The 20,756-nt window shown below is 57.5% G+C and carries 22 protein-coding genes; 5 read left to right on the forward strand and 17 right to left on the reverse strand.

Annotated features, from left to right (window positions below):
- The first annotated feature begins 71 nt into the window (after positions 1-71).
- Positions 72-443 carry a DUF2756 family protein gene (locus ACQG2Q_RS23925; RefSeq protein ID WP_023298798.1) on the forward strand — a complete coding sequence of 124 codons (372 nt, stop codon included), beginning with the start codon at positions 72-74 and terminating at the stop codon, positions 441-443.
- Here the strand turns inward: ACQG2Q_RS23925 and ugpQ are convergent.
- The 10 genes from ugpQ to livK all read right to left on the reverse strand — a co-directional run bounded on the left by ugpQ (position 433) and on the right by livK (position 10,499).
- Positions 433-1,173, reverse strand: coding sequence for a glycerophosphodiester phosphodiesterase (gene ugpQ, locus ACQG2Q_RS23930; protein ID WP_063850388.1), 741 nt, complete (start codon positions 1,171-1,173; stop codon positions 433-435). The genes ACQG2Q_RS23925 and ugpQ overlap by 11 nt on opposite strands.
- Positions 1,170-2,240: a sn-glycerol-3-phosphate import ATP-binding protein UgpC gene (locus ACQG2Q_RS23935; protein ID WP_022649656.1), complete on the reverse strand. Its 1,071-nt coding sequence runs from the start codon at positions 2,238-2,240 to the stop codon at positions 1,170-1,172. Before ACQG2Q_RS23935 ends, ugpQ begins: the two co-directional genes overlap by 4 nt.
- Position 2,241: 1 nt before the next feature.
- Positions 2,242-3,087, reverse strand: a complete 846-nt coding sequence (ugpE, locus tag ACQG2Q_RS23940; RefSeq protein ID WP_022649657.1) for a sn-glycerol-3-phosphate ABC transporter permease UgpE — start codon at positions 3,085-3,087, stop codon at positions 2,242-2,244.
- Positions 3,084-3,971, reverse strand: a complete 888-nt coding sequence (gene ugpA / locus ACQG2Q_RS23945) for a sn-glycerol-3-phosphate ABC transporter permease UgpA (protein ID WP_003861551.1) — start codon at positions 3,969-3,971, stop codon at positions 3,084-3,086. The genes ugpE and ugpA overlap by 4 nt, the downstream gene beginning before the upstream one ends.
- Before the next feature lie 129 nt (positions 3,972-4,100).
- A complete protein-coding gene (gene ugpB, locus ACQG2Q_RS23950) occupies positions 4,101-5,417 on the reverse strand; it encodes a sn-glycerol-3-phosphate ABC transporter substrate-binding protein UgpB (RefSeq protein WP_022649659.1) in 1,317 nt (438 codons plus the stop codon).
- Positions 5,418-5,663: 246 nt separating this feature from the next.
- Positions 5,664-6,377, reverse strand: a complete 714-nt coding sequence (gene livF, locus ACQG2Q_RS23955; protein WP_023298801.1) for a high-affinity branched-chain amino acid ABC transporter ATP-binding protein LivF — start codon at positions 6,375-6,377, stop codon at positions 5,664-5,666.
- Between the two features lies 1 nt (position 6,378).
- Positions 6,379-7,146: a high-affinity branched-chain amino acid ABC transporter ATP-binding protein LivG gene (gene livG / locus ACQG2Q_RS23960; protein WP_022649661.1), complete on the reverse strand. Its 768-nt coding sequence runs from the start codon at positions 7,144-7,146 to the stop codon at positions 6,379-6,381.
- Complete coding sequence (locus ACQG2Q_RS23965) at positions 7,143-8,420, reverse strand: high-affinity branched-chain amino acid ABC transporter permease LivM (protein WP_063850385.1); 1,278 nt, start codon at positions 8,418-8,420, stop codon at positions 7,143-7,145. The genes livG and ACQG2Q_RS23965 overlap by 4 nt, the downstream gene beginning before the upstream one ends.
- Positions 8,417-9,343: a high-affinity branched-chain amino acid ABC transporter permease LivH gene (gene livH, locus ACQG2Q_RS23970; RefSeq protein ID WP_022649662.1), complete on the reverse strand. Its 927-nt coding sequence runs from the start codon at positions 9,341-9,343 to the stop codon at positions 8,417-8,419. Before livH ends, ACQG2Q_RS23965 begins: the two co-directional genes overlap by 4 nt.
- Positions 9,344-9,389: 46 nt before the next feature.
- On the reverse strand, positions 9,390-10,499 hold the full coding sequence (livK, locus tag ACQG2Q_RS23975; RefSeq protein WP_022649663.1) for a high-affinity branched-chain amino acid ABC transporter substrate-binding protein LivK: 1,110 nt from the start codon (positions 10,497-10,499) through the stop codon (positions 9,390-9,392).
- 424 nt (positions 10,500-10,923) lie between these two features.
- Between livK and panM the strand changes: the two genes are divergently transcribed.
- Positions 10,924-11,307 (forward strand): aspartate 1-decarboxylase autocleavage activator PanM, encoded by a 384-nt coding sequence (gene panM, locus ACQG2Q_RS23980; protein WP_022649664.1) that lies wholly within the window; start codon positions 10,924-10,926, stop codon positions 11,305-11,307.
- A gap of 200 nt (positions 11,308-11,507) precedes the next feature.
- Here the strand turns inward: panM and livJ are convergent, their stop codons facing one another.
- The 6 genes from livJ to ftsY form a co-directional block, all read right to left on the reverse strand.
- Positions 11,508-12,608, reverse strand: a complete 1,101-nt coding sequence (gene livJ, locus ACQG2Q_RS23985; RefSeq protein WP_015571474.1) for a branched chain amino acid ABC transporter substrate-binding protein LivJ — start codon at positions 12,606-12,608, stop codon at positions 11,508-11,510.
- Positions 12,609-12,805: 197 nt separating this feature from the next.
- A complete protein-coding gene (locus tag ACQG2Q_RS23990) occupies positions 12,806-14,071 on the reverse strand; it encodes a 4-aminobutyrate--2-oxoglutarate transaminase (RefSeq protein ID WP_032626831.1) in 1,266 nt (421 codons plus the stop codon).
- Positions 14,072-14,207: 136 nt separating this feature from the next.
- Positions 14,208-15,065 (reverse strand): RNA polymerase sigma factor RpoH, encoded by an 858-nt coding sequence (rpoH, locus tag ACQG2Q_RS23995; RefSeq protein WP_000159624.1) that lies wholly within the window; start codon positions 15,063-15,065, stop codon positions 14,208-14,210.
- Positions 15,066-15,315: 250 nt separating this feature from the next.
- Positions 15,316-16,371 carry a permease-like cell division protein FtsX gene (ftsX, locus tag ACQG2Q_RS24000; protein ID WP_022649667.1) on the reverse strand — a complete coding sequence of 352 codons (1,056 nt, stop codon included), beginning with the start codon at positions 16,369-16,371 and terminating at the stop codon, positions 15,316-15,318.
- Positions 16,364-17,029 (reverse strand): cell division ATP-binding protein FtsE, encoded by a 666-nt coding sequence (gene ftsE, locus ACQG2Q_RS24005; protein ID WP_006812284.1) that lies wholly within the window; start codon positions 17,027-17,029, stop codon positions 16,364-16,366. Before ftsE ends, ftsX begins: the two co-directional genes overlap by 8 nt.
- A 2-nt stretch (positions 17,030-17,031) precedes the next feature.
- Complete coding sequence (gene ftsY / locus ACQG2Q_RS24010) at positions 17,032-18,477, reverse strand: signal recognition particle-docking protein FtsY (RefSeq protein ID WP_063850382.1); 1,446 nt, start codon at positions 18,475-18,477, stop codon at positions 17,032-17,034.
- Positions 18,478-18,603: 126 nt separating this feature from the next.
- Here ftsY and rsmD point away from each other — a divergent pair, with 126 nt between their 5' ends.
- On the forward strand, positions 18,604-19,206 hold the full coding sequence (gene rsmD / locus ACQG2Q_RS24015) for a 16S rRNA (guanine(966)-N(2))-methyltransferase (protein ID WP_063850381.1): 603 nt from the start codon (positions 18,604-18,606) through the stop codon (positions 19,204-19,206).
- The gene (locus ACQG2Q_RS24020; protein ID WP_022649670.1) at positions 19,190-19,471 is read left to right on the forward strand and encodes a DUF1145 family protein; all 282 of its coding nucleotides are present in this window, start codon (positions 19,190-19,192) and stop codon (positions 19,469-19,471) included. Before rsmD ends, ACQG2Q_RS24020 begins: the two co-directional genes overlap by 17 nt.
- Before the next feature lie 95 nt (positions 19,472-19,566).
- Here the strand turns inward: ACQG2Q_RS24020 and ACQG2Q_RS24025 are convergent, their stop codons facing one another.
- On the reverse strand, positions 19,567-19,926 hold the full coding sequence (locus ACQG2Q_RS24025) for a DUF2500 domain-containing protein (protein ID WP_022649671.1): 360 nt from the start codon (positions 19,924-19,926) through the stop codon (positions 19,567-19,569).
- A gap of 129 nt (positions 19,927-20,055) precedes the next feature.
- Here ACQG2Q_RS24025 and ACQG2Q_RS24030 point away from each other — a divergent pair, with 129 nt between their 5' ends.
- Entirely contained in the window at positions 20,056-20,682 is a 627-nt protein-coding gene (locus ACQG2Q_RS24030) for a lysoplasmalogenase (RefSeq protein ID WP_022649672.1), read from the forward strand.
- Positions 20,683-20,756 lie beyond the last annotated feature (74 nt).

Raw genomic sequence — 20,756 nt, forward strand, 5'->3', positions numbered from 1 at the left:
AACTCTTAAAAAATCATCGTTATGCCGGAATCAGGATAAACTTAAGAGAAGCCTCAAAGGAGGAGATAACCATGAAACGATTACCGATCCTGATCGCGCTGCTTCCGTTCGCCGCGCTCGCACAGCCGATAAACACGCTGAACAACCCGAACCAGCAGGGCTATGTCATTCCGAGCCAGCAGCGTATGCAGACGGAGATGATGAGCCAGCAACAGCAGCAGAAAGGGATGCTTAATCAGCAGTTAAAGACGCAGACCCAGGTGCAGCAGCAGCACCTGCAAAACCAGATGAACGCTAATACCCAGCGCGTGCAGCAGGGCCAGATGCGCGAGCAGCCGCTGTCAAACTCAAACGGTGGGATGTTAGGGGGCGGGGTGTCGCAAAGCAGCGGTCAGCAGCATATGCTGCCGACCCAGCAGAACGGCAGTATGCTTAATAAATAAAGTTCGGCCCGATCTGGTCAATCGCATCGGTACAGATGCTGTCCACGCCCCAGCGCAGCAGCTCGGCTGCACGCTGGGGTTTGTTGACGGTGTAGACCAGGATATGCAGACCGGCCTCTTTTAACAGCATCACGCGCGCTTCATCCAGCAGCTTATGGTTGAGGTGGATCGACACGCAACCTAAGCGGGCAGTCAGCGCGCGCCAGTCTTCTCGCCACTCATCCAGCAGCAGCCCGCGCGGCAGCTCTGGTACGGCCGCCTGTGCCGCTTCCAGCGCGTCGATGTCAAACGACGACAGCAGCGGTACCGTCATCCCTTCCCACAGCTCACGCGCGGCCAGCGCGATGACTTTGCCCGTCAGCGGCCCGGTGCCGGTGGTCGGTTTGATTTCGATGTTAGCCGTCATGCCGTGCTGTCGGCAGCGGTCCGCCACTTCCGCCAGCAGCGGCAGCGGTTCACCTTTGAATTCCCCGCTGAACCAGCTTCCGGCATCCACCTTCAGCAGATCGCGCCACGGCAGTTCGCCCGCCACGCCCCAGCCGTTGCTGGTGCGTTCAAGGTTGTCGTCATGCAGCAGGAAAATTTCGCCGTCCTTCGACAGCTTGGCATCGAACTCGATCATCGTGTGGCCGTAGCGCGCGCCAGCGTCAATTGCCGCCAGGGTGTTTTCCGGCGCCAGTTTACCGCCGCCACGGTGGGCGACAATGTGGGGGTAAGGCCAGTTGCTCATACTCGTTGTCCTGTTTCACCGTCAAATAAGTGCAGGTGATTTTCCGGCATATGCAGCCACAGCGTGCTGCCTGCCTTCGGGCGCTCCTGATGCGGCAGGCGCACCACCAGCTTTTGTTCGCCCCAGCGTCCGTGCGCCAGGTTGTCTGCGCCCAGCATCTCCAGCGTGTCCATCACCAGCGGCACGCCGCCGTCCGCCTGAGACGTCAAACCAATATGCTCCGGGCGGATACCGAGCGTCATCTTACGCCCGGCGTAGCCACGATAGTACCAGTTGATCGGCAACGCCATCCCGCTTTCCAGCTCAAAATGGGTTCCTGCAGCATTGATCCGCCCGTCCAGCAGGTTCATCGCCGGGCTGCCGATAAAACTCGCCACAAAACGGCTGGCCGGTTTTTCGTAGACTTCCACCGGGGTGCCAATCTGCTCGGCGATGCCTTTGTTCATCACCATCACGCGCTGGGCGAGAGTCATGGCCTCTACCTGATCGTGGGTCACGTAGAGGGACGTGGTTTTAAGGCGGCGATGCAGCTGCTGTAGCTCAAGGCGCATCTGCACGCGCAGCTTGGCGTCGAGATTTGACAGCGGTTCGTCGAACAGAAAGACCGCCGGGTCGCGCACGATGGCGCGCCCCATCGCCACGCGCTGACGCTGGCCGCCGGAAAGCTCGCGCGGGCGACGCTTGAGCAGGCCGTCAAGCTCCAGAATGCGCGCGGCTTCTTTCACGCGCTCCTCGATATGGCCTTTGCCCATGCCGCGAATTTTCAGCCCCCAGGCCATGTTCTCTTCCACGCTCATGTGCGGATAGAGGGCGTAGTTCTGGAACACCATCGCGATGCCGCGATCTTTGGGTTCCATCTCGGTAACGCGCTGGCGGTCAATCCAGATATCCCCGGACGTCACGCGTTCCAGCCCCGCCACCATGCGCAGCAGCGTGGATTTCCCACAGCCGGACGGACCGACCATGACGATAAATTCCCCGTCCGCCACGTCGAGCGTCAGCGGCTGAATGACCTGGGTTTTGCCGTCCCAGCTTTTTGTTACTGCCTGTAATTTTAAACCTGCCATCTTATTTCTCACTGTCCACTAAACCACGCACAAACGCACGCTGCATGGCTAAAACGATAACGACCGGGGGGATAAGGGTGAGCAGCATCGCCGCCATCACCTGGTTCCAGAGGGTGGTGCCTTCGCCGGTGGCGATCATGCCTTTGATGCCTGCCACGGCGGTGCCGAGGTTGACGTCCTGAACGATCAGCAGCGGCCACAGGTACTGGTTCCAGCCGTAGATAAAGGTGATCACAAACAGCGCCGCGAGGTTGGTTTTCGACAGCGGCAGCACGATGTCGCGGAAGAAGCGCATCGGCGAGGCGCCGTCAATACGCGCGGCTTCAATCAGCTCATCCGGCAGGGTCATAAAGAACTGGCGGAACAGGAAGGTGGCGGTCGCCGAGGCCATCAGCGGCAGGGTTAAGCCCGCGTAGCTGTCGAGCATCTTCAGGTTGGCGATCACCTCCACCGTCGGGAAGATACGCACCTCCACAGGCAGCATCAGAGTGATGAAAATCATCCAGAAAAACAGGTTACGCAGCGGAAAGCGGAACCAGACGATGGCGAAGGCCGAAAGCATCGACACCGTGATTTTGCCGATGGTGATGCCGAACGCCATGATGAAACTGTTGAGCATCATCAGCCAGAACGGCGCGCTGTTGGCCCCCACGCCCTGGGTCCAGATAGTTTTCATGTTCTCGAAAAGATGCCCGCCGGGGACGAGCGTCATCGGCGTGTCGAACACCGCTTTGGTGTCCAGCGTGGCGGCGACGAAGGCCACGTACAGTGGAAACAGGATGACGAGGATGCCCAGGATCAGCAGGGTATGGCTGAAAATCGTCAGCCCGCGACGGTTCTCAATCATTGGTAGCGCACCTTACTTTCGACATAGCGGAACTGCACCACCGTCAGGATGATGACGAGGAACATCAGCACCACGGACTGGGCGGCAGAGGCAGAGAGATCAAGCCCGGCAAAGCCTTCGCGGTAAATTTTATAAATCAGCGTGGTCGTCGCCTGTACCGGACCGCCCGCAGTGGCGGCGTCGATCACCGGGAAGGTGTCGAAGAAGGCGTACACCAGGTTTACCACCAGCAGGAAGAAACTCACCGGGGCGATCAGCGGCAGCGACAGCCGGAAGAAGCGGCGCACTGGCCCTGCGCCGTCAATCGCGGCGGCCTCCACCAGCGAACGCGGGATAGACTGTAGCGCGGCGAAGAAAAACAGGAAGTTATAGCTGATCTGCTTCCACACCGAGGCGAACACCACCAGGAACATGGCCTGACCGCTGTTCTGGGCGTGGTTCCAGTCGTAGCCAAACTCGCCCAGGAAGTGGGTAATCAGCCCGCGCCCCGGGTTAAACAGGAAGATCCACAGCACGGCGGCCACGGCGGGAGCCACAGCGTAAGGCAGCAGCATCAGGGTCTGATACAGACGGCTGCCGCGCACTACGTAATCCACCAGCGCGGCGAAGAACAGCGACGCGACAAGACCGCTGACGGTGACCAGCGCGCTGAATTTGATCGTCGTCCAGAAGGAGTCCAGGTAGTAGCTGTCATGGAACAGCGCGGTAAAGTTGTCCAGCCCGACAAACTGGCTGGAAAGCCCGAACGGATCGACGCTTTGTACCGAGTACCACAGCGCTTCGCCCGCAGGCCAGATAAAGAAGATAACGGTGATGACCAGCTGCGGCGCGACCAGCAGGTACGGCAGCCAGCGGGAACGGAACACCGGACGGGATGATGACATAGGTTAGCTCAAGTAGGTTTTCGCCCCTCACCCCGGCCCTCTCCCCATAGGGGCGAGGGAGAAAAGACGGCTCCGTGCAGTCCCCTCTCCCCTATGGGGAGAGGGTTAGGGTGAGGGGTAAGATTTTAATTAAGACTTCGTCGACTGCTCAAAGCGGCGTAACAGTTGGTTGCCGCGCTCTACCGCTGAATCCAGCGCCTGCTGAGGCGTTTTCTTCCCGGTCCAGACGCTTTCCAGCTCTTCATCAACGATGGTGCGGATCTGTGGCATGTTGCCCAGACGCAGGCCTTTGGTGAACGGCAACGGCGGCTTGTTCAGCATCTGACGCGTCGCGATGTCCGCGCCCGGGTTCTTGCTGTAGAAGCCCTGCTCCCGGGTCAGGTCGTACGCGGCTTTGGTGATCGGCAGGTAGCCGGTCTTCTGGTGCCACTCGGCGGCGTTTTCCGGCTTCGCCAGGAAGTCGAGGAACTCGGCCACGCCTTTGTAGGTGCCGTTGTCTTTACCCTGCATCACCCACAGGCTCGCCCCGCCGATGATGGCGTTCTGCGGCGCGCCTTTTACATCAGCGTCGTACGGCATCATGCCCACGCCGTAGTTGAATTTGGCGTAGTGACGGATGTCCGCCAGCGAACCGGAAGACGCGGTAGTAATGGCGCAGTCACCGTTGTAGAACTTCTCGGTGGATTCGTCTTTGCGCCCGAAATAGCTGAAGTCGCCCTTCTTGTTCAGATCGGCCAGCAGCGCGATGTGCTTCACCTGCTCCGGCTTGTTAAATTCCAGAACCGCGTCGGTGCCATCGAAGCCGTTGTTTTTGGTGGCAACCGGCAGGCCGTGCCAGGCGCTGAAGTTTTCAATCTGGATCCAGCCCTGCCAGCCGCTGGCGTAGCCGCACTTCATCCCCGCCGCTTTCAGCTTCGCGGTGTACTCCGCCAGATCCTGCCAGGTTTTTGGCGGCTGTTCCGGATCTAAACCGGCTTTTTTGAAGGCATCTTTGTTGTAGTACAGCACCGGCGTGGAGCTGTTAAACGGCTGAGACAGCAGGTGGCCGGTTTTAGAATCGGTGTAATAACCAGAAACGGTCGGCACGAACTGGGATTCGTCAAAGTTGATGCCCGCGTCTTTGAACACTTCATAGACCGGCTTGATGGCTTTGGAGGCCATCATGGTCGCGGTGCCGACTTCATAAACCTGTAACAGGGCTGGCGCATTGCCGGTACGGAAGGCGGCGATGCCCGCGCTCAGGCTCTGCTCGTAGTTGCCTTTGTACACCGGCACAATTTTGTAATCCGGGTGGGTGTCGTTGAAACGTTGCGCCAGGGAGTCAACCTCTTTACCCAACTCCCCTTCCATAGAATGCCAGAACGGAATGGTGGTCACAGCCATTGCGTTCGTCGCAAAAGCCAGACCGATTGCCAGACCCAAAGCTGTGTGTCGTAACGATGTCATTGTCATCTCTCTTATTATGCCGGATGCGCGATATCACGCGTTTTGTGCTCGCGAGGTAACATGACATGCTCGAATGACAGAAAAATAACTGTTTGTTTACAGATAGGTGACAGCCAGGCGTCAGAGGGATGATGGTTGTGTGAAGGGGTTAATATGAAAAAAAGCCGGGTGGCGGCTGCGCCTTACCCGTCCTGGAGGGTATCCGTAGGCCCGGTAAGCGCAGCGCCACCGGGCGATACAGACGGCTTAGCCGCCCAAATACGCGCTCCGCACCGCTTCGTTCGCCAGTAGCGCATCGCCGGTATCGGAGAGCACCACGCGGCCGTTCTCCAGCACGTAGCCACGGTCAGCGAGCTTCAGCGCCTGGTTGGCGTTCTGCTCGACGAGGAAGATGGTCATCCCCTCTTTGCGCAGCTGCTCGATGGTGTCGAAAATCTGCTGAATGATGATAGGCGCCAGCCCGAGCGACGGTTCATCCAGCAGCAGCAGACGCGGCTGGCTCATCAGCGCGCGGCCAATCGCCAGCATCTGTTGCTCCCCGCCGGACATGGTGCCCGCGCGCTGAATTCGCCGCTCCCACAGGCGCGGGAAGAGTTCGTATACCCATTTGATGCGGGTCTGGTATTCATCCCGGTGGGCGAAGAAACCGCCCATCGCCAGGTTCTCTTCGACCGTCATGCGCGAGAACACGCGACGCCCTTCCGGGACGATCGCTACCGCTTCACGCATAATTTTAGCCGTCTGCCAGTCGGTAATATCTTTGCCGTCAAACACAATCCGCCCGCTGGTGGCGCGCGGATCGCCGCACAGGGTGCCGAGCAGCGTGGTTTTCCCCGCGCCGTTGGCGCCAATCAGGGTGACGATCTCGCCCTGATTGATATGCAGGCTGACGTCGTGCAGCGCCTGGATCTTGCCGTAGTGCGCATTGACCTTGTCGAACGTTAACATCGCTTTTTCCATCTTATGCCTCACCAAGGTATGCGCGGATCACGTCCGGGTTGCTGCGGATCTCTTCCGGCGTGCCGTTCGCCAGCGGCGTGCCCTGGTTAACCACGTAGATACGGTCCGAAATGCCCATCACCAGCTTCATGTCATGCTCAATCAGCAGGATGGTGGTGTCGTGATGATCGCGAAGCTCGGCAATCAGCTCGTCCAGCTCTTTGGTCTCTTTCGGGTTAAGGCCCGCCGCCGGTTCGTCGAGCATCAGGATCTCCGGCTGGGTCACCATGCAGCGCACGATCTCAAGGCGACGCTGGTCACCGTAGGCGAGGTTGCTCGCCTGACGGTTGGCGTGCTGGAGCAGGCCGATACGGTCGAGCCAGGTGGCGGCGCGATCGAGCGCCTCCTCCTGCGCGCGGCGGAAGGCCGGGGTTTTCAGCAGGCCGGAAAAGAGGCCGGTTTTGAGCTGCTGATGCTGCGCCACCAGCAGGTTCTCAATCACCGTCATCTCCCGGAACAGACGCACGTGCTGGAAGGTACGCACCACGCCCATGCGGGCAATCTGCTGGCCCGGCAGCCCTTCGAGGTGCTGGTCGCGCAGCATGATGGTGCCACCTGTCGGCTTGTAAAAACCGGTCAGGCAGTTAAATACTGTGGTTTTCCCTGCGCCGTTCGGGCCAATCAGGGAGACAATCTCTTTCTTGTGCAGATCCAGATTCACATTGTTGACCGCCAGCAGGCCACCAAAACGCATCATCAGACCGTTAACGGATAATAATGGCTGACTCATGCCTGCTCTCCTTTCGCTTCCGCGCTCTTAAGCTTCAGCTGTGGACGCGTCATCGGCAGCAAGCCCTGCGGACGCCAGATCATCATCAGCACCATCAAGCCACCCAGCATCAGCATGCTGTATTCGTTAAAGTCGCGCATCAGCTCGCGCGAGACCACCAGCAGGATGGCCGCGAGGATCACGGCGAACTGGGAACCCATCCCGCCGAGCACCACAATCGCCAGCACGAAGGCCGATTCGGCAAAGGTGAACGATTCCGGGCTGACGAAGCCCTGACGCGCGGCAAACAGCGTTCCGGCGAAACCGGCAAACGCGGCGCTGATGGTAAACGCGGTCAGCTTGATACGGGTCGGATTCAGGCCCAGGGAACGGCAGGCGATCTCATCCTCACGCAGCGCTTCCCATGCGCGGCCCAGCGGCATGCGCAGCAGGCGGTTGATCACAAACAGGGTAATCACCACCAGCAGCAGCGCCACCAGGTAGAGCCAGATCACGCGGTCGGACGGGTCGTATTTGATGCCAAAGAAGTTGCTGAAGGTATCCCAGCCGCCTTCGCGGGCGGTACGGCTGAACTCCAGGCCGAAGAAGGTCGGTTTCGGGATCTGGCTGATGCCGTTCGGACCGCCGGTCACTTCGGTATTGTTGAGCAGCAGGATACGGACGATTTCGCCGAAGCCTAAGGTCACAATCGCCAGGTAGTCACCGCGCAGGCGCAGCACCGGGAAGCCGAGCAGGAAGCCCGCGGCGGCAGAGACCAGCCCCGCCAGCGGCAAACAGCTCCAGAAGCCGAGGCCGTAATAATGGTTCAGCAGCGCGAAGGTGTACGCGCCGATGGCGTAGAACCCGCCGTAGCCCAGCACCAGCAGGCCAGACAGCCCCACCACCACGTTCAGACCTAGCCCCAGAATCACGTAGATCATGGTCAGGGTGGCAATATCCACCGTCCCGCGCGATACCATAAACGGCCACGCCACGGCAGCCACCAGCAGCGCCACAAGGAACAGCTTCTGCTTCACGGTTGTACCGTCGATCGCCGGCAGGACGAATTTCGGCCCGGAGACGTTCTTCAGCGTCTTCTGGAACAGCGGACGCAGCAGCTGGAACAGGAACACCACGGCGGTGCCGATAAACACCCACTGCCAGCGAATATCAGCGGCGGTGTCGACCACCAGCTTCGTGCCGTCCAGCCCTAACTGGACGCCCATAAAGACGCCCGCCAGGACGAAGAACATGGCGGCAGAAAGCAGCGCCATCGCAAAATGCATCGGTTTCATACTTTCTCTACCTCCGGACGGCCCAGAATACCGGTAGGCATCACCAGCAGAACCAGAATCAGCAGGGCAAACGACACCACATCTTTATATTCGGTGCTCAGGTACGCCGAGGAGAGCGCTTCGGCCACGCCCAAAATCAGGCCGCCAATCATCGCGCCCGGAATGCTGCCGATACCGCCCAGTACCGCGGCGGTGAAGGCTTTCATCCCGGCCATAAAGCCGATGTACGGGTTGATTACGCCGTAGAACTGGCCGAGCAACACGCCCGCCACCGCCGCCATCGCTGCACCGATCACGAAGGTCAGGGCAATCACGCGGTCGGTGTTGATCCCGAGCAAGCTCGCCATCTTCAGGTCTTCCGCGCAGGCGCGGCAGGCGCGTCCCATGCGGGAGTAGCGGATGAAAACGGTCAGGGCCAGCATCGCCAGGAAGGTCACAATCCAGATAACCAGCTGCATGGTGGTGACAGAGGCAGAGAAGTTTTCGCTGGCCCCCACAATCCACTGGCCGTTAAACAGGCTTGGCAGCGCCACGTCACGCGAACCTTCTGTCAGGCTGACGTAGTTTTGCAGGAAGATGGACATACCGATGGCGGAGATCAGCGCAATAAGGCGCTTGGAGCTGCGCACCGGCCGGTAGGCCACCCGTTCGATGCTCCAGCCGTAGGCGCTGGCAATCACAATCGCGCCGACAAACCCGGCGGCCACCAGCAACCAGCTGCTGTCGATGCCCATCATCATCAACGCGGCGATGATCATAAAGGAGACGTAGCTACCGATCATGTACACCTCGCCGTGGGCGAAGTTGATCATGCCGATAATGCCGTAAACCATCGTGTAGCCGATGGCGATCAGCGCGTAGGTGCTTCCCAGCGTGACGCCGTTAAACATCTGCTGCAAAAAGTAGAGAAACTGCTCGGACATATGCAAACCTTTTTATATCCGCCCGGTAAACCGGGCGGTGGGATTATTATTTGGCGACCGAGGACGAACCGTCGGCGTGCCACTTAAAGACACCAAATTCAAATCCCTTCAGATCGCCTTTCTCATCCCAGTTCAGCGGCCCAATCACGGTGTTCGCCCCGTGTGCTTTTAAATCTTTCACCAGATCCAGCGGCTCTTTGCTGCCGGTGCGATCCATGGCCGTGGCCAGCGACTGCACGGCCGCGTAGGTGATCCAGACGTATGGGCCACTCGGATCTTTCTTCTGTGCCTTGAGCGCATCCACGATAGCTTTATTCGCCGGATCCTGGTCATAGCGTTTTGGCATCGTCACCAGCATGCCTTCGGCAGAATCGCCCGCGATGTTCGACAGGGAGGCATTACCGACGCCCTCAGGCCCCATAAACTGGGTTTTCAGACCGGTGGCGCGCGCCTGGCGCAACATCTGCCCCATTTCCGGGTAGTAGCCGCCGTAGTAAACGAAGTCGATATTCTCTTTTTGCAGGCGGGCGATCAGCGCGGAGAAGTCTTTCTCACCGGCGGTAATGCCGTCGAAGAAGACGATATTCGCCCCGCCTTTTTTTAGGCCGTCCTGTACAGAGCGCGCCAGGCCTTCACCGTACTGCTGTTTGTCATGAATGATGGCAATGCGCTGTGGCTTAACGGTCTCGAGGATGTATTTGGCGGCGGTTGGCCCCTGCGAGGAGTCCAGACCGGCGGTACGCATAATGTGCTGGTAACCGCGCTGGGTCAGTTCCGGGTTGGTGGCGCCCGGGGTGATCATCAGGATGCCTTCGTCTTCGTAGATATCAGACGCAGGCTGCGTGGAGGAGGAACACAGGTGCCCGATGACGTACTGGATACCGTCGTTAACGATTTTGTTGGCGACCGCGACGGCCTGTTTTGGATCGCAGGCGTCGTCATACTCCACGCCCACCAGCTTGTCGCCTTTGATGCCGCCTTTAGCATTGATATCTTTGATGGCCTGACGCGCGCCGTTGAACTCCATATCGCCCCACTGGGCAACGGGGCCGGACATCGCACCCACTACCGCAACTTTAATGTCGTCTGCCATAGCGGCATGCGAGATCGACAGTGCGACCATCCCCGCGATTAACGTCTTCGCGTTCCTTTTCATCTCAGAATCCCCATTCGTGAAGTGATGTATATATTTTGTTTTATTATGGTTAAAAAGCATTCTGTACTTTTAATGAACAACGCTATTTTTACCAGTGCCTTTAATGGTTTAGCGCAGGTTTTTAACAAAAACCAGACTAATATCTCTATTTTTCAGGCGATTAAGCAAAGATAATATTCTGAAATCAGACGGAGATAAACAAATAAAAGCGCAGTTTGCAGCATAAAATAACGGTACAAAGCGCCGAATAAATCACTACCATTCAGGTTAAAATTCTGCTTATTTTTCGATCCATGTGTTTTCAAACTGCCCATCGCGTTGCCAAAAAACTAATCACCTGGTAAATGGGAAGAAAAAGAGAAAGTGCCTGAGCAATTAAATTGAGTACACTGGCCGTACTCTTTTTGATTTGGACAAGCAGCTAATGAAACTGACTATCGTGCGTCTGGTGACCTTTAGCGACCAGGATCATATCGACCTGGGCAAGATCTGGCCGGAATATTCTTCTTCATCGCTGGCCGTCGATGAGAACCACCGCATCTATGCCGCGCGCTTTAACGAGCGCCTGCTGGCCGCCGTCCGCGTAACGCTGAGCGGCACGGAAGGGGCGCTGGACTCCCTGCGCGTGCGCGACGTGACCCGTCGTCGCGGGGTCGGGCAGTATTTGATTGAAGAGGTGATCCGCGAAAACCCGAGCGTGACCTCCTGGTGGATGGCCGACGTGGGCGTAGAGGATCGCGGCGTAATGGCGGCGTTTATGCAGGCGTTAGGGTTTACGGCGCAGGCGAACGGGTGGGAGAAGCGCTAAAAGAAAGCCGGGTGGCGGCTGCGCCTTACCCGGCCTACATTCATTATCTGCCGCATTTTCCCAGGCTGATTGTAGGCCCGGTAAGCGAAGCGCCACCGGGCAAAAGCGGGGCTCTGCGGCCTGATGCCCTCACCCCGGCCCTCTCCCACGGGGAGAGGGAGAAAACATTAAAAAAGGCAACTTACGTTGCCTTTTTGCTTTTATTTGGCGTCTGTCGCCGTGCCGTTGGCATGCCAGTCAAACACGCCGAACTCGAAGCCCTTCAGGTCGCCCTTCTCATCCCAGGACAGCGGCCCCATCACGGTTTCCACCGAGTTCGCTTTCAGCCAGGTGGCAATCTCCGCCGGATCGGCTGACTGGTTCAGGCCCGCTTGCAGAGACTGCAACGCTGCGTAAGTGGTCCAGACGAACGCACCGCTTGGATCCTGTTTCTTCGCCTTGATGGCATCTACAACAGGTTTGTTCGCAGGCACCTGGTCGTAGTTTTTCGGTTTGGTCACCAGCAGCCCTTCAGCAGACTCACCCGCGATGTTAGACAGGGAAACGTTCGCCACGCCTTCTGGCCCCATGAACTGTGTCTTCAGACCCGCCGCACGCGCCTGACGCAGGATCTGCCCCATTTCCGGGTGGTAGCCGCCGTAATAAACGAAGTCGATATTCTCTTTCTTCAGACGCGCTACCAGAGTCGAGAAGTCTTTCTCACCGGCGGTGATACCGTCAAAGAACACCACGTTGGCATTCGCTTTTTTCAGGTTATCCTGCACCGCACGGGCCAGGCCTTCGCCGTACTGCTGTTTGTCATGAACAATCGCGATGCGCTGCGGCTTCACTTTTTCAACAATGTATTTCGCGGCGGTTGGCCCCTGATCGGAGTCCAGACCGGTGGTACGCAGGATCAGCTTATAGCCGCGCGCGGTCAGCTCTGGTGCCGTCGCAGCCGGCGTGATCATCAGAATGCCTTCGTCTTCGTAGATGTCAGACGCGGGCTGGGTGGAAGAGGAGCACAGGTGACCGATAACGTATTTGATCCCGTCATTTACCACTTTGTTCGCCACCGCGACCGCCTGTTTCGGGTCACAGGCATCGTCATATTTTACGATTTGCAGCTTTTCGCCCTTGATGCCGCCCTTAGCATTAATGTCTGCAACCGCCTGTTCCGCGCCCGTAAATTCCTGGTCGCCGTACTGTGCTACCGGACCGGACATCGCGCCCACCACGGCCACTTTAATATCGGCCTGCGCCATAGTGCTGAATGCCAACGCGATACATCCTGCCAGTAACGCTTTACCCTTCATGTTCATCCTGAGATTCCCCATTATTATGGTTATAACGATTGTTGTGATGTTGTTGTGTAGCGCTTTATTTCAATTATAGGCGTGCTGTTCGCGCTTTTTCAGCATACTCTGCTAAAACATACCCCATTTTTATGATTTTGGAATAGCTAATTTGAAATGAAAATATGATAAGCCCGACTGTCATTTGAGCCGGGCTTTTGGCTTTATCGTGTCAGCGAGGCGGAAATAATATCCAGCGCTTTACGGAACTGCGCTTCGGGGATGGTGAGCGGGTAGAGGAAGCGGATAACGTTGCCGTAGACGCCGCAACTCAAAAGCAGCAGCCCTTCGTTCAACGCGCGCTCCTGAACCTGACGGGTAAATTCCGGCGACGGCTGTCCGGTTTGCGGATCGGTAAATTCCACCGCCACCATCGAGCCCTGTCCACGGATATCGGCGATCCAGGGACAGCCATCCTTCGCTTTATTCAGCACCTCGACAAGATGATGGCCGAGATGAGACGCGCGCGTGCAGAGATCTTCCTCGTCAATCACGTCCAGCACCGCATGGGCCGCCGCAATCGCCAGCGGGTTACCCGCGTAGGTGCCGCCCAGTCCGCCCGGAGCGGGCGCGTCCATCACCTCTGCCCGGCCAGAGACGGCAGAGAGCGGCATTCCGCCCGCCAGGCTTTTCGCCATGGTGATCAGATCGGGCTTCACGCAGTGGTTTTCCATGGAGAATAGCTTGCCGGTACGGGCGAAGCCGGTTTGCACTTCGTCGGCGATCAGTAAAATCCCGTGGGTATCGCACAGGGCACGCAGCGCCTGCATAAAATCAGCGGGCGCGACGTTGAATCCGCCCTCGCCCTGAACCGGTTCAATAATGATTGCCGCCACCTGATCGGGCGCGATATCGGCTTTGAAGATGCGCTCCAGGCTTTTTAACGCTTCGGCGGTACTGACGCCGTGCAGGTTGTTGGGGAATTGCGCGTGGTACACCGAGCCGGGGAACGGGCCGAAGCCGAGCTTATAGGGCGCCACTTTGCCGGTCAGCGCCATGGTCATAAAGGTACGGCCGTGGAACGCGCCGCCGAAGGTGATAAGGCCGGGACGTCTGGTGTACGCCCGGGCAATTTTCACCGCATTTTCGACCGCTTCTGCACCCGTTGAGAAAAAGGCGGTTTTGGCTGGCCCCTCTATGGGTACGCGCTGGTTGATGCGCTCGGCAAGCGCCACATAACCTTCATAGGGGACGATCTGGTAAGCGGTATGGGTAAAGGCATGAAGCTGTTTTTCGATGGCGGCGATAACTTTTGGATGGCGATGCCCGGTATTCAGCACGGCGATCCCGGCGGCAAAATCAATATACTCGTTACCTTCTACATCCCACACCGTGGCGTTTTCGGCTTTATCGGCATAGAAGTTACACATGACGCCGATACCGCGCGGCGTCGCCTGTAAACGCCGGTCGTTCAGTTCGTTATTTTTCACCCTGTCACCCTCTGAAAGTCGCCTGCTTAGCGCATCAGTAAGTGTTTGCCAGGGGGGAGAAATTCGCCAGAGCGGGCGCTAAAAAAACAAAACCCCCAGACTCTCATCCAGGGGTTCTCGGTGTACTTCGCGGAAATTACGCTTCGATAGCGGCGCGAAGTTTTTTCATGGCGTTCTTCTCAAGCTGACGCACACGTTCAGCGGAGACGCCGTAGCGGTCGGCCAGTTCCTGCAACGTGGACTTGTTATCTTCGTCCAGCCAGCGGGCACGGATGATATCCTGGCTACGCTCGTCGAGGCCTTCCATCGCGAAGGTCAGCTTGTTCGCCGCCTGGTCTTCCCAGTTATCCTCTTCAATGCCGTCAGCAAAGTTAGAGGTTTTATCCTGCAGATACAGGACCGGGGCCATCGGCTGGCTGTCGGAGGCATCGTCGTCGGCAGACATATCAAACGTCATGTCCTGCGCGGCCATACGGGATTCCATCTCGCGGACGTCTTTGCTGGAAACGCCCAGCTCGCGCGCCACCATTTCCACTTCATCCTGGTTGAACCAGCCCAGACGCTGCTTGGTTTTACGCAGGTTGAAGAACAGTTTGCGCTGCGCTTTCGTCGTAGCGACTTTCACAATACGCCAGTTACGCAGGACGTATTCGTGAATTTCCGCTTTGATCCAGTGCACGGCGAAGGAGACGAGTCGCACACCCACTTCCGGGTTGAAGCGACGTACCGCCTTCATCAGGCCAATGTTACCTTCCTGAATCAGGTCCGCCTGCGGCAGGCCGTAGCCCGCATAATTACGAGCAACGTGAACAACAAAGCGCAGGTGAGACAGGATCAGCGTTTTAGCTGCTTCCAGATCGCCCTGGTAATGCAGCTTTTCAGCAAGCTCCTTTTCTTCCTCAGCCGTTAACATCGGCCAGGTGTTCGCAGCCCGGATGTAAGATTCCAGGTTACCAACAGGGGCTAAAGCTAAAGTTTGCATTTCTTTGGTCATTCATTCCTCTCAATGTTTCTTCTGGTCCAGGTTGTCCCCGTCAGGCAACAACCATGCCAAAGCGTTTGAGCAACGAGATTAGCATTCACTCTTTTATCAGACAGTGATTTTATCCACAAGTTCCAGGTGCAACAGTGAATAAATTACGCACAAAATGTGACATGAAGATGATTACAGGGGAAGAGACAACAGGGACGCTTTCCCTGCAAGCGAACATCTCGGTGCAGGGAAAGATTATATCACGCTTTTATTAGTCGGGAGTAAAGTGGCGTAAATGTTGAACCGTTGCCAGCCATGCCGCCACCCAGCCGATCATGGAGCAGACCAGCAGCAACAGCAGGCACTCATCGAACCCTAAGCCACTGATATCAAACTTCGTTCCGAAAACCTGCGCCACCTCAGTGACGGCAGACGACAGCCGCATCACCAAAATTTCTGACAAAATCAATGAAAGAAATGCACCAGAAAAACCTAATAACGCGCCGCCGTAGAGGAACGGGCGGAGGATGAAACCATCCGTTGCGCCAATCAGTTTCTGCACGTTGATGGTATCGCGACGGGCGAAGATGCTCAGGCGCACGCTGTTACCGATGACGAGGAACACCGCCGCCACCATCAGCACGCCGATCATCGCCGATACGCGCCCCACCAGCCCGGTCAGGGCGGCAAGGCGGGCAAACCAGCTGTCGTCCATGCGCACTTCATCAATCCCATTGATGCGGGTAATGCGGTCGCGCAGGGTGTTGAGCGAATCGGTGCCCTGGAAATCGAGCTTCGGGATCACCACCGCCACGGCGGGCAGCGGGTTCTCTTCCAGCATATCCAGCGCGCCGCCGAACCCGGACCAGTTGCGGAATTCGCCCAGCGCTTCATCGCGGGAAAGATAGTTCACTTTCTCCACGCCCTGCTCGGCCTGAATCTGCCCCACTACCTGAGCCGCAGCGTTATCGTCGAGGGCTTTATCCAGATAAACGGTAATCTGCGGCGACGGATAGTACTGGGACGCCGCCTGGTTCACGTTTTTGTAAACCATGTAGCAGACGCTCGGCAGCGTCAGGGAGATGGCAATCACCATCACCGTCAGGAACGTCGCCAGCGGTTTGCTTTTTAGATCCTGCAACGCGCCCTGGAAGGCGTAGCGCACCTGTTCGTTGAAGACGTTGGTTTTACGGGAGTTCGGTTTCGGTGTCGCTTTGGCACGCTTAGGCGCATGGCGATTGCCGTCCCCGCCGCCCTGAGGCTTGCGGAAACGGTCAAACCGGTTGCTGAACTGCCGTATCTGGTTCATTGCATCACGCTTATTCACCGTGGCCTCCGTGCAAATGCCCGTCGCTCAGGGTCAGCATGCGGTACGAACGGCGTGAGATAAGCCCCATGTCGTGCGTCGCCATCAGTACCGTGACCCCCACGCGGTTAAATTCCTCAAACAGACGCAGGATCCCTTCAGAGAGGGCATCGTCCAGGTTACCGGTCGGTTCATCCGCCAGCAAGACGGCAGGCTTGTTCACCACCGCACGGGCGATGCCCACGCGCTGCTGCTCACCGCCGGAGAGCTGGATCGGGAAGTTCTTCGCTTTGTCCAGCAGCCCGACCTTATCCAGCGCCGCCGAAACGCGTCGGCGGATATCATCGTAACTGGCGCCGGCAATAATCAGCGGGATCGCGACGTTATCGAAAACCGTGCGATCCATCAGCAGGTGGTGATCCTGGAAAATCATGCCAATCTGACGACGCAGGAACGGCACTTCACGGTTCTTAAGACGGCTAATTTCATGGCCGCTGAACCAGATTTTCCCGGCACTTGGCCGCTCGATCCCACAGATCAGCTTGAGCAGGGTACTTTTCCCCGCGCCGGAATGGCCGGTCAGGAATGCCATCTCGCCTGGCTGGAGGTGGAATGTTACCCCCTGCAGCGCTTGTCTCCCGCCGAGATAGGCCTTGCTGACGTGTTCAAAGCGAATCATTGTTAGTCCTCTCGGGCAAATAGTGCCTCAATAAAGTCGTCCGCTTTAAACGGACGTAAATCCTCAATACGCTCGCCCACACCGATGTAACGGATAGGAATGCCGAACTGGTCGGCCACGGAGAAGATCACCCCGCCTTTCGCGGTGCCGTCCAGCTTGGTCAGCGTGATCCCGGTCAGTCCTACCGCTTCATTGAACAGCTTCGCCTGGCTGATGGCGTTCTGTCCGGTGCTGGCGTCGATAGTCAGCATAATTTCATGCGGTGCATCTTCGTCCAGCTTCTTCATGACGCGAACGATTTTCTTCAGCTCTTCCATCAGGTGCGATTTGTTCTGCAAACGCCCTGCGGTATCTGCAATCAGCACGTCCACGTTACGCGACTTCGCCGCCTGGATGGCATCGAAAATCACGGACGCGGAATCCGCGCCGGTGTGCTGGGCAATGACCGGAATATTGTTGCGCTGGCCCCACACCTGGAGCTGTTCCACCGCTGCCGCACGGAAGGTATCGCCCGCCGCCAGCATCACCGATTTGCCCTGCTGCTCAAACTGGCGCGCCAGCTTGCCGATGGTGGTGGTTTTACCCACGCCGTTGACGCCAACCATCAGAATAACAAAGGGCATTTTGCCTTCAATATTAAGCGGTTCGTCAACTTTTGCGAGAATTTCACCCATCTCGTCTTTCAGCAGGCCGTACAGCGCCTCGGCGTCACGCAGCTGTTTGCGGTTCGCCCCTTCGGTCAGGTTGGCAATGATTTTCCGGGTGGTTTCCACGCCCACGTCCGCAATCAGCAGTTGCTCTTCCAGCTCCTCAAACAGATCGTCGTCGATCTTCTTGCCGCGGAACAGACTGATAAATCCGGAACCTAAGTTTTCTTTGGTTTTGAGCAGGCTGCGCTTCAGGCGCGCGAAGAAACCTTCTTTGGTCGGTTTTTCCTGCTCCTGAACGATCTCTTCTTCGGCCTGCTCTTCCACCGGCACGACGATGACCGCTTCTTCAGCCGCTTCCGCCGCCAGCGCCTGGGCCTCCAGCTCTTCGTCGGTCAGCTCTGGCTCAAGGGCCGCTTCTTCTTCCACCGCCTCAACAATTTCAACGGTTTCCGCTTCGGCCTGCCACTCTTCAGCTTTCACCTCCTCCGGCAGCGGCAGCGCTTCGTGTTCGATAGCGGCCTGCGGCGCTTCGGTAAGGGTTTCAACGATAACCGGCTCTGGTTTTTCGCTCTCCTGAACCTGTTCAGTAACCTCAACCACCTCTTCAGCAAAGGATTCAATCTCTTCTTTGCTGTGCACCGGCTCTTCCGCTTCGACAACCGCAGCGGTTTCGACAGGCGTTTCAGGCTGTGACTGCTCTTCTACAACCTGCTGTTCTTCGGTTTTCTGTTCTGTTTCTTGCTCTTTTTCACCGAAACCCAACCAGGAAAAGAAGCCACGTTTTTTTTGTTTTGCCATCTGCGACTACACTCCTCGCGGCGCTATATACAGGGAAGCTAAAAAAATGATGAAATAGTCTAACACTTTACTTAATTGACATCACCGCCCGCAATCGCAGGGCATTGTTAACAGAGCTTTCCTGAGATGAAGAAACCCACCCGCGCCCCGGCCGGTCAAATTCGCATTATCGGCGGTCAGTGGCGAGGCCGGAAATTACCGGTGCCGGACAGCCCCGGTTTACGCCCTACCACGGACCGCGTTCGCGAGACGCTGTTTAACTGGCTCGCCCCGTCAATGGTAGACGCCCATTGCCTGGACTGCTTCGCCGGAAGCGGTGCATTAGGGCTGGAAGCGCTGTCGCGCTATGCTGCGAGCGCCACGTTGCTGGAGATGGAGCGCGGCGTCGCGCAGACGTTGCAGCAAAATTTGGCTACGCTGAAATCAACCAACGCCAAAGTGGTGAATACCAACACGCTGAGCTTCCTCGCGCAACAGGGGACGCCGTTCAACGTGGTGTTTGTTGACCCGCCGTTCCGTAAAGGGCTGCTGGAAGAGACATTATCGTTGCTGGAAAAAAATGGCTGGCTGGCAGACGACGCGCTGATTTACGTTGAAAGCGAAGTGGAAAATGGTCTGCCGTCCGTTCCCGTTCACTGGGATCTGCACCGCGAGAAGGTCGCCGGCCAGGTGGCTTATCGTCTGTATCACCGTCAGGCACAAGGAGGATCCGATGCCAGTACTGATTAACGTAGGGCGCTTGCTGATGCTGGGCGTCTGGGCATTTTTGATTTTGAATCTGGTGCACCCGTTCCCGCGTCCGCTGAATATCTTCATTAACGTGGCGCTGATTTTCACCGCGTTCATGCATGCCTTGCAGATGGTGATGCTGAAAAACGGACTGCCGAAAGATAGCCCACCGATGACCGGCTGGCAGCAGCTACGGGTGTTTATTTTCGGCGTATTTGAGCTGCTGGTGTGGATGAAGAAGTTTAAGGCGCAGGTGAAGAAGTAAGGTGCGGCCTGATGCCCTCACCCTAACCCTCTCCCACAGGGAGAGGGGACGCTTACACCCTCTCCCTGTGGGAGAGGGCCGGGGTGAGGGGAAAATTACTGCTCCGGTTCAAACCCTTCAAACCGCGACCCTTTGTAGCTCAGCGTGCCTTTCTCCCCCACCGTCAACTGGTGGTACTGCTGCGCCTCCAGTCTGAAGGTCATCTCCAGCCCGCCGGTTTCCGGCTTAAAGCTCGCTTCATAGCGCATCGTTGTGCCCGCAGGCGTCACCTGCTGCTGGCGGGATCGGCGGTCATTAAGCGGTTTCTCGCGCTTGTTCGTCACCACCACGCGCTTTTGCATCAGCGGCGCGGCATCGTTGTCGGCCTTCTCACGGCGCTGCTGCACGAAGCGAAACGAGGCGGCAATGACGATAATCGCCAGCACGACAATAAAAAACAGCGGCATCTTGCTCATTGAAAAATCCCATCAGATTATGCGGAATTCAGGATACCTCGCCTGCCCCGGCATTGCCAAACGCCCGCTCGCGTCACTACACTGGATCAGAAACTGATCATTCAGCCTCAACAGTTACAGGGAGTTAATATGCTTTGGTCATTTATCGCTGTCTGTTTTTCCGCATGGCTTTACGTCGATGCGTCTTACCGTGGCCCAGCCTGGCAGCGCTGGTTGTTTAAACCCGTCACGCTATTGCTCCTGCTGTTGCTTGCCTGGCAGGCACCTATGTTTAACGCCATCAGCTATCTTGTCCTCGCGGGGCTGTGTGCGTCCCTGATTGGCGATGCCTTAACCTTGCTGCCGCGCCAGCGTCTGCTGTACGCCGTGGGGGCATTCTTCCTGTCGCATCTGCTCTATACCATCTACTTTGCCAGCCAGATGACGCTCTCCATCTTCTGGCCGCTGCCGCTGGTGCTGCTGGTGATTGGCGCCCTGCTGATCGCGGTGATCTGGTCGCGTCTGGAAGAGATGCGTCTGCCGGTGTGTACGTTTATCGCCATGACGCTGGTGATGGTGTGGCTGGCGGGCGAGCTGTGGTTCTTCCGTCCGACAGCGCCTGCGATGTCCGCGTTCTTCGGTGCCGCACTGTTGCTGTTGGGTAACATCGTCTGGCTGGGCAGCCACTATCGCCGCCGCTTCCGTGCGGATAATGCGATTTCTGCCGCCTGTTACTTTGCCGGACACTTCCTGATTGTGCGTTCGCTGTATATCTAAATAACGCTTGACTCTGGAGTCGACTCCAGAGTGTATGCTGCGGTTAATGAGAAAATTATCATTACCGGAGACTG

Source organism: Enterobacter cloacae complex sp. 370H10 (assembly GCF_050031535.1).
GTDB lineage: Bacteria > Pseudomonadota > Gammaproteobacteria > Enterobacterales > Enterobacteriaceae > Enterobacter > Enterobacter intestinihominis.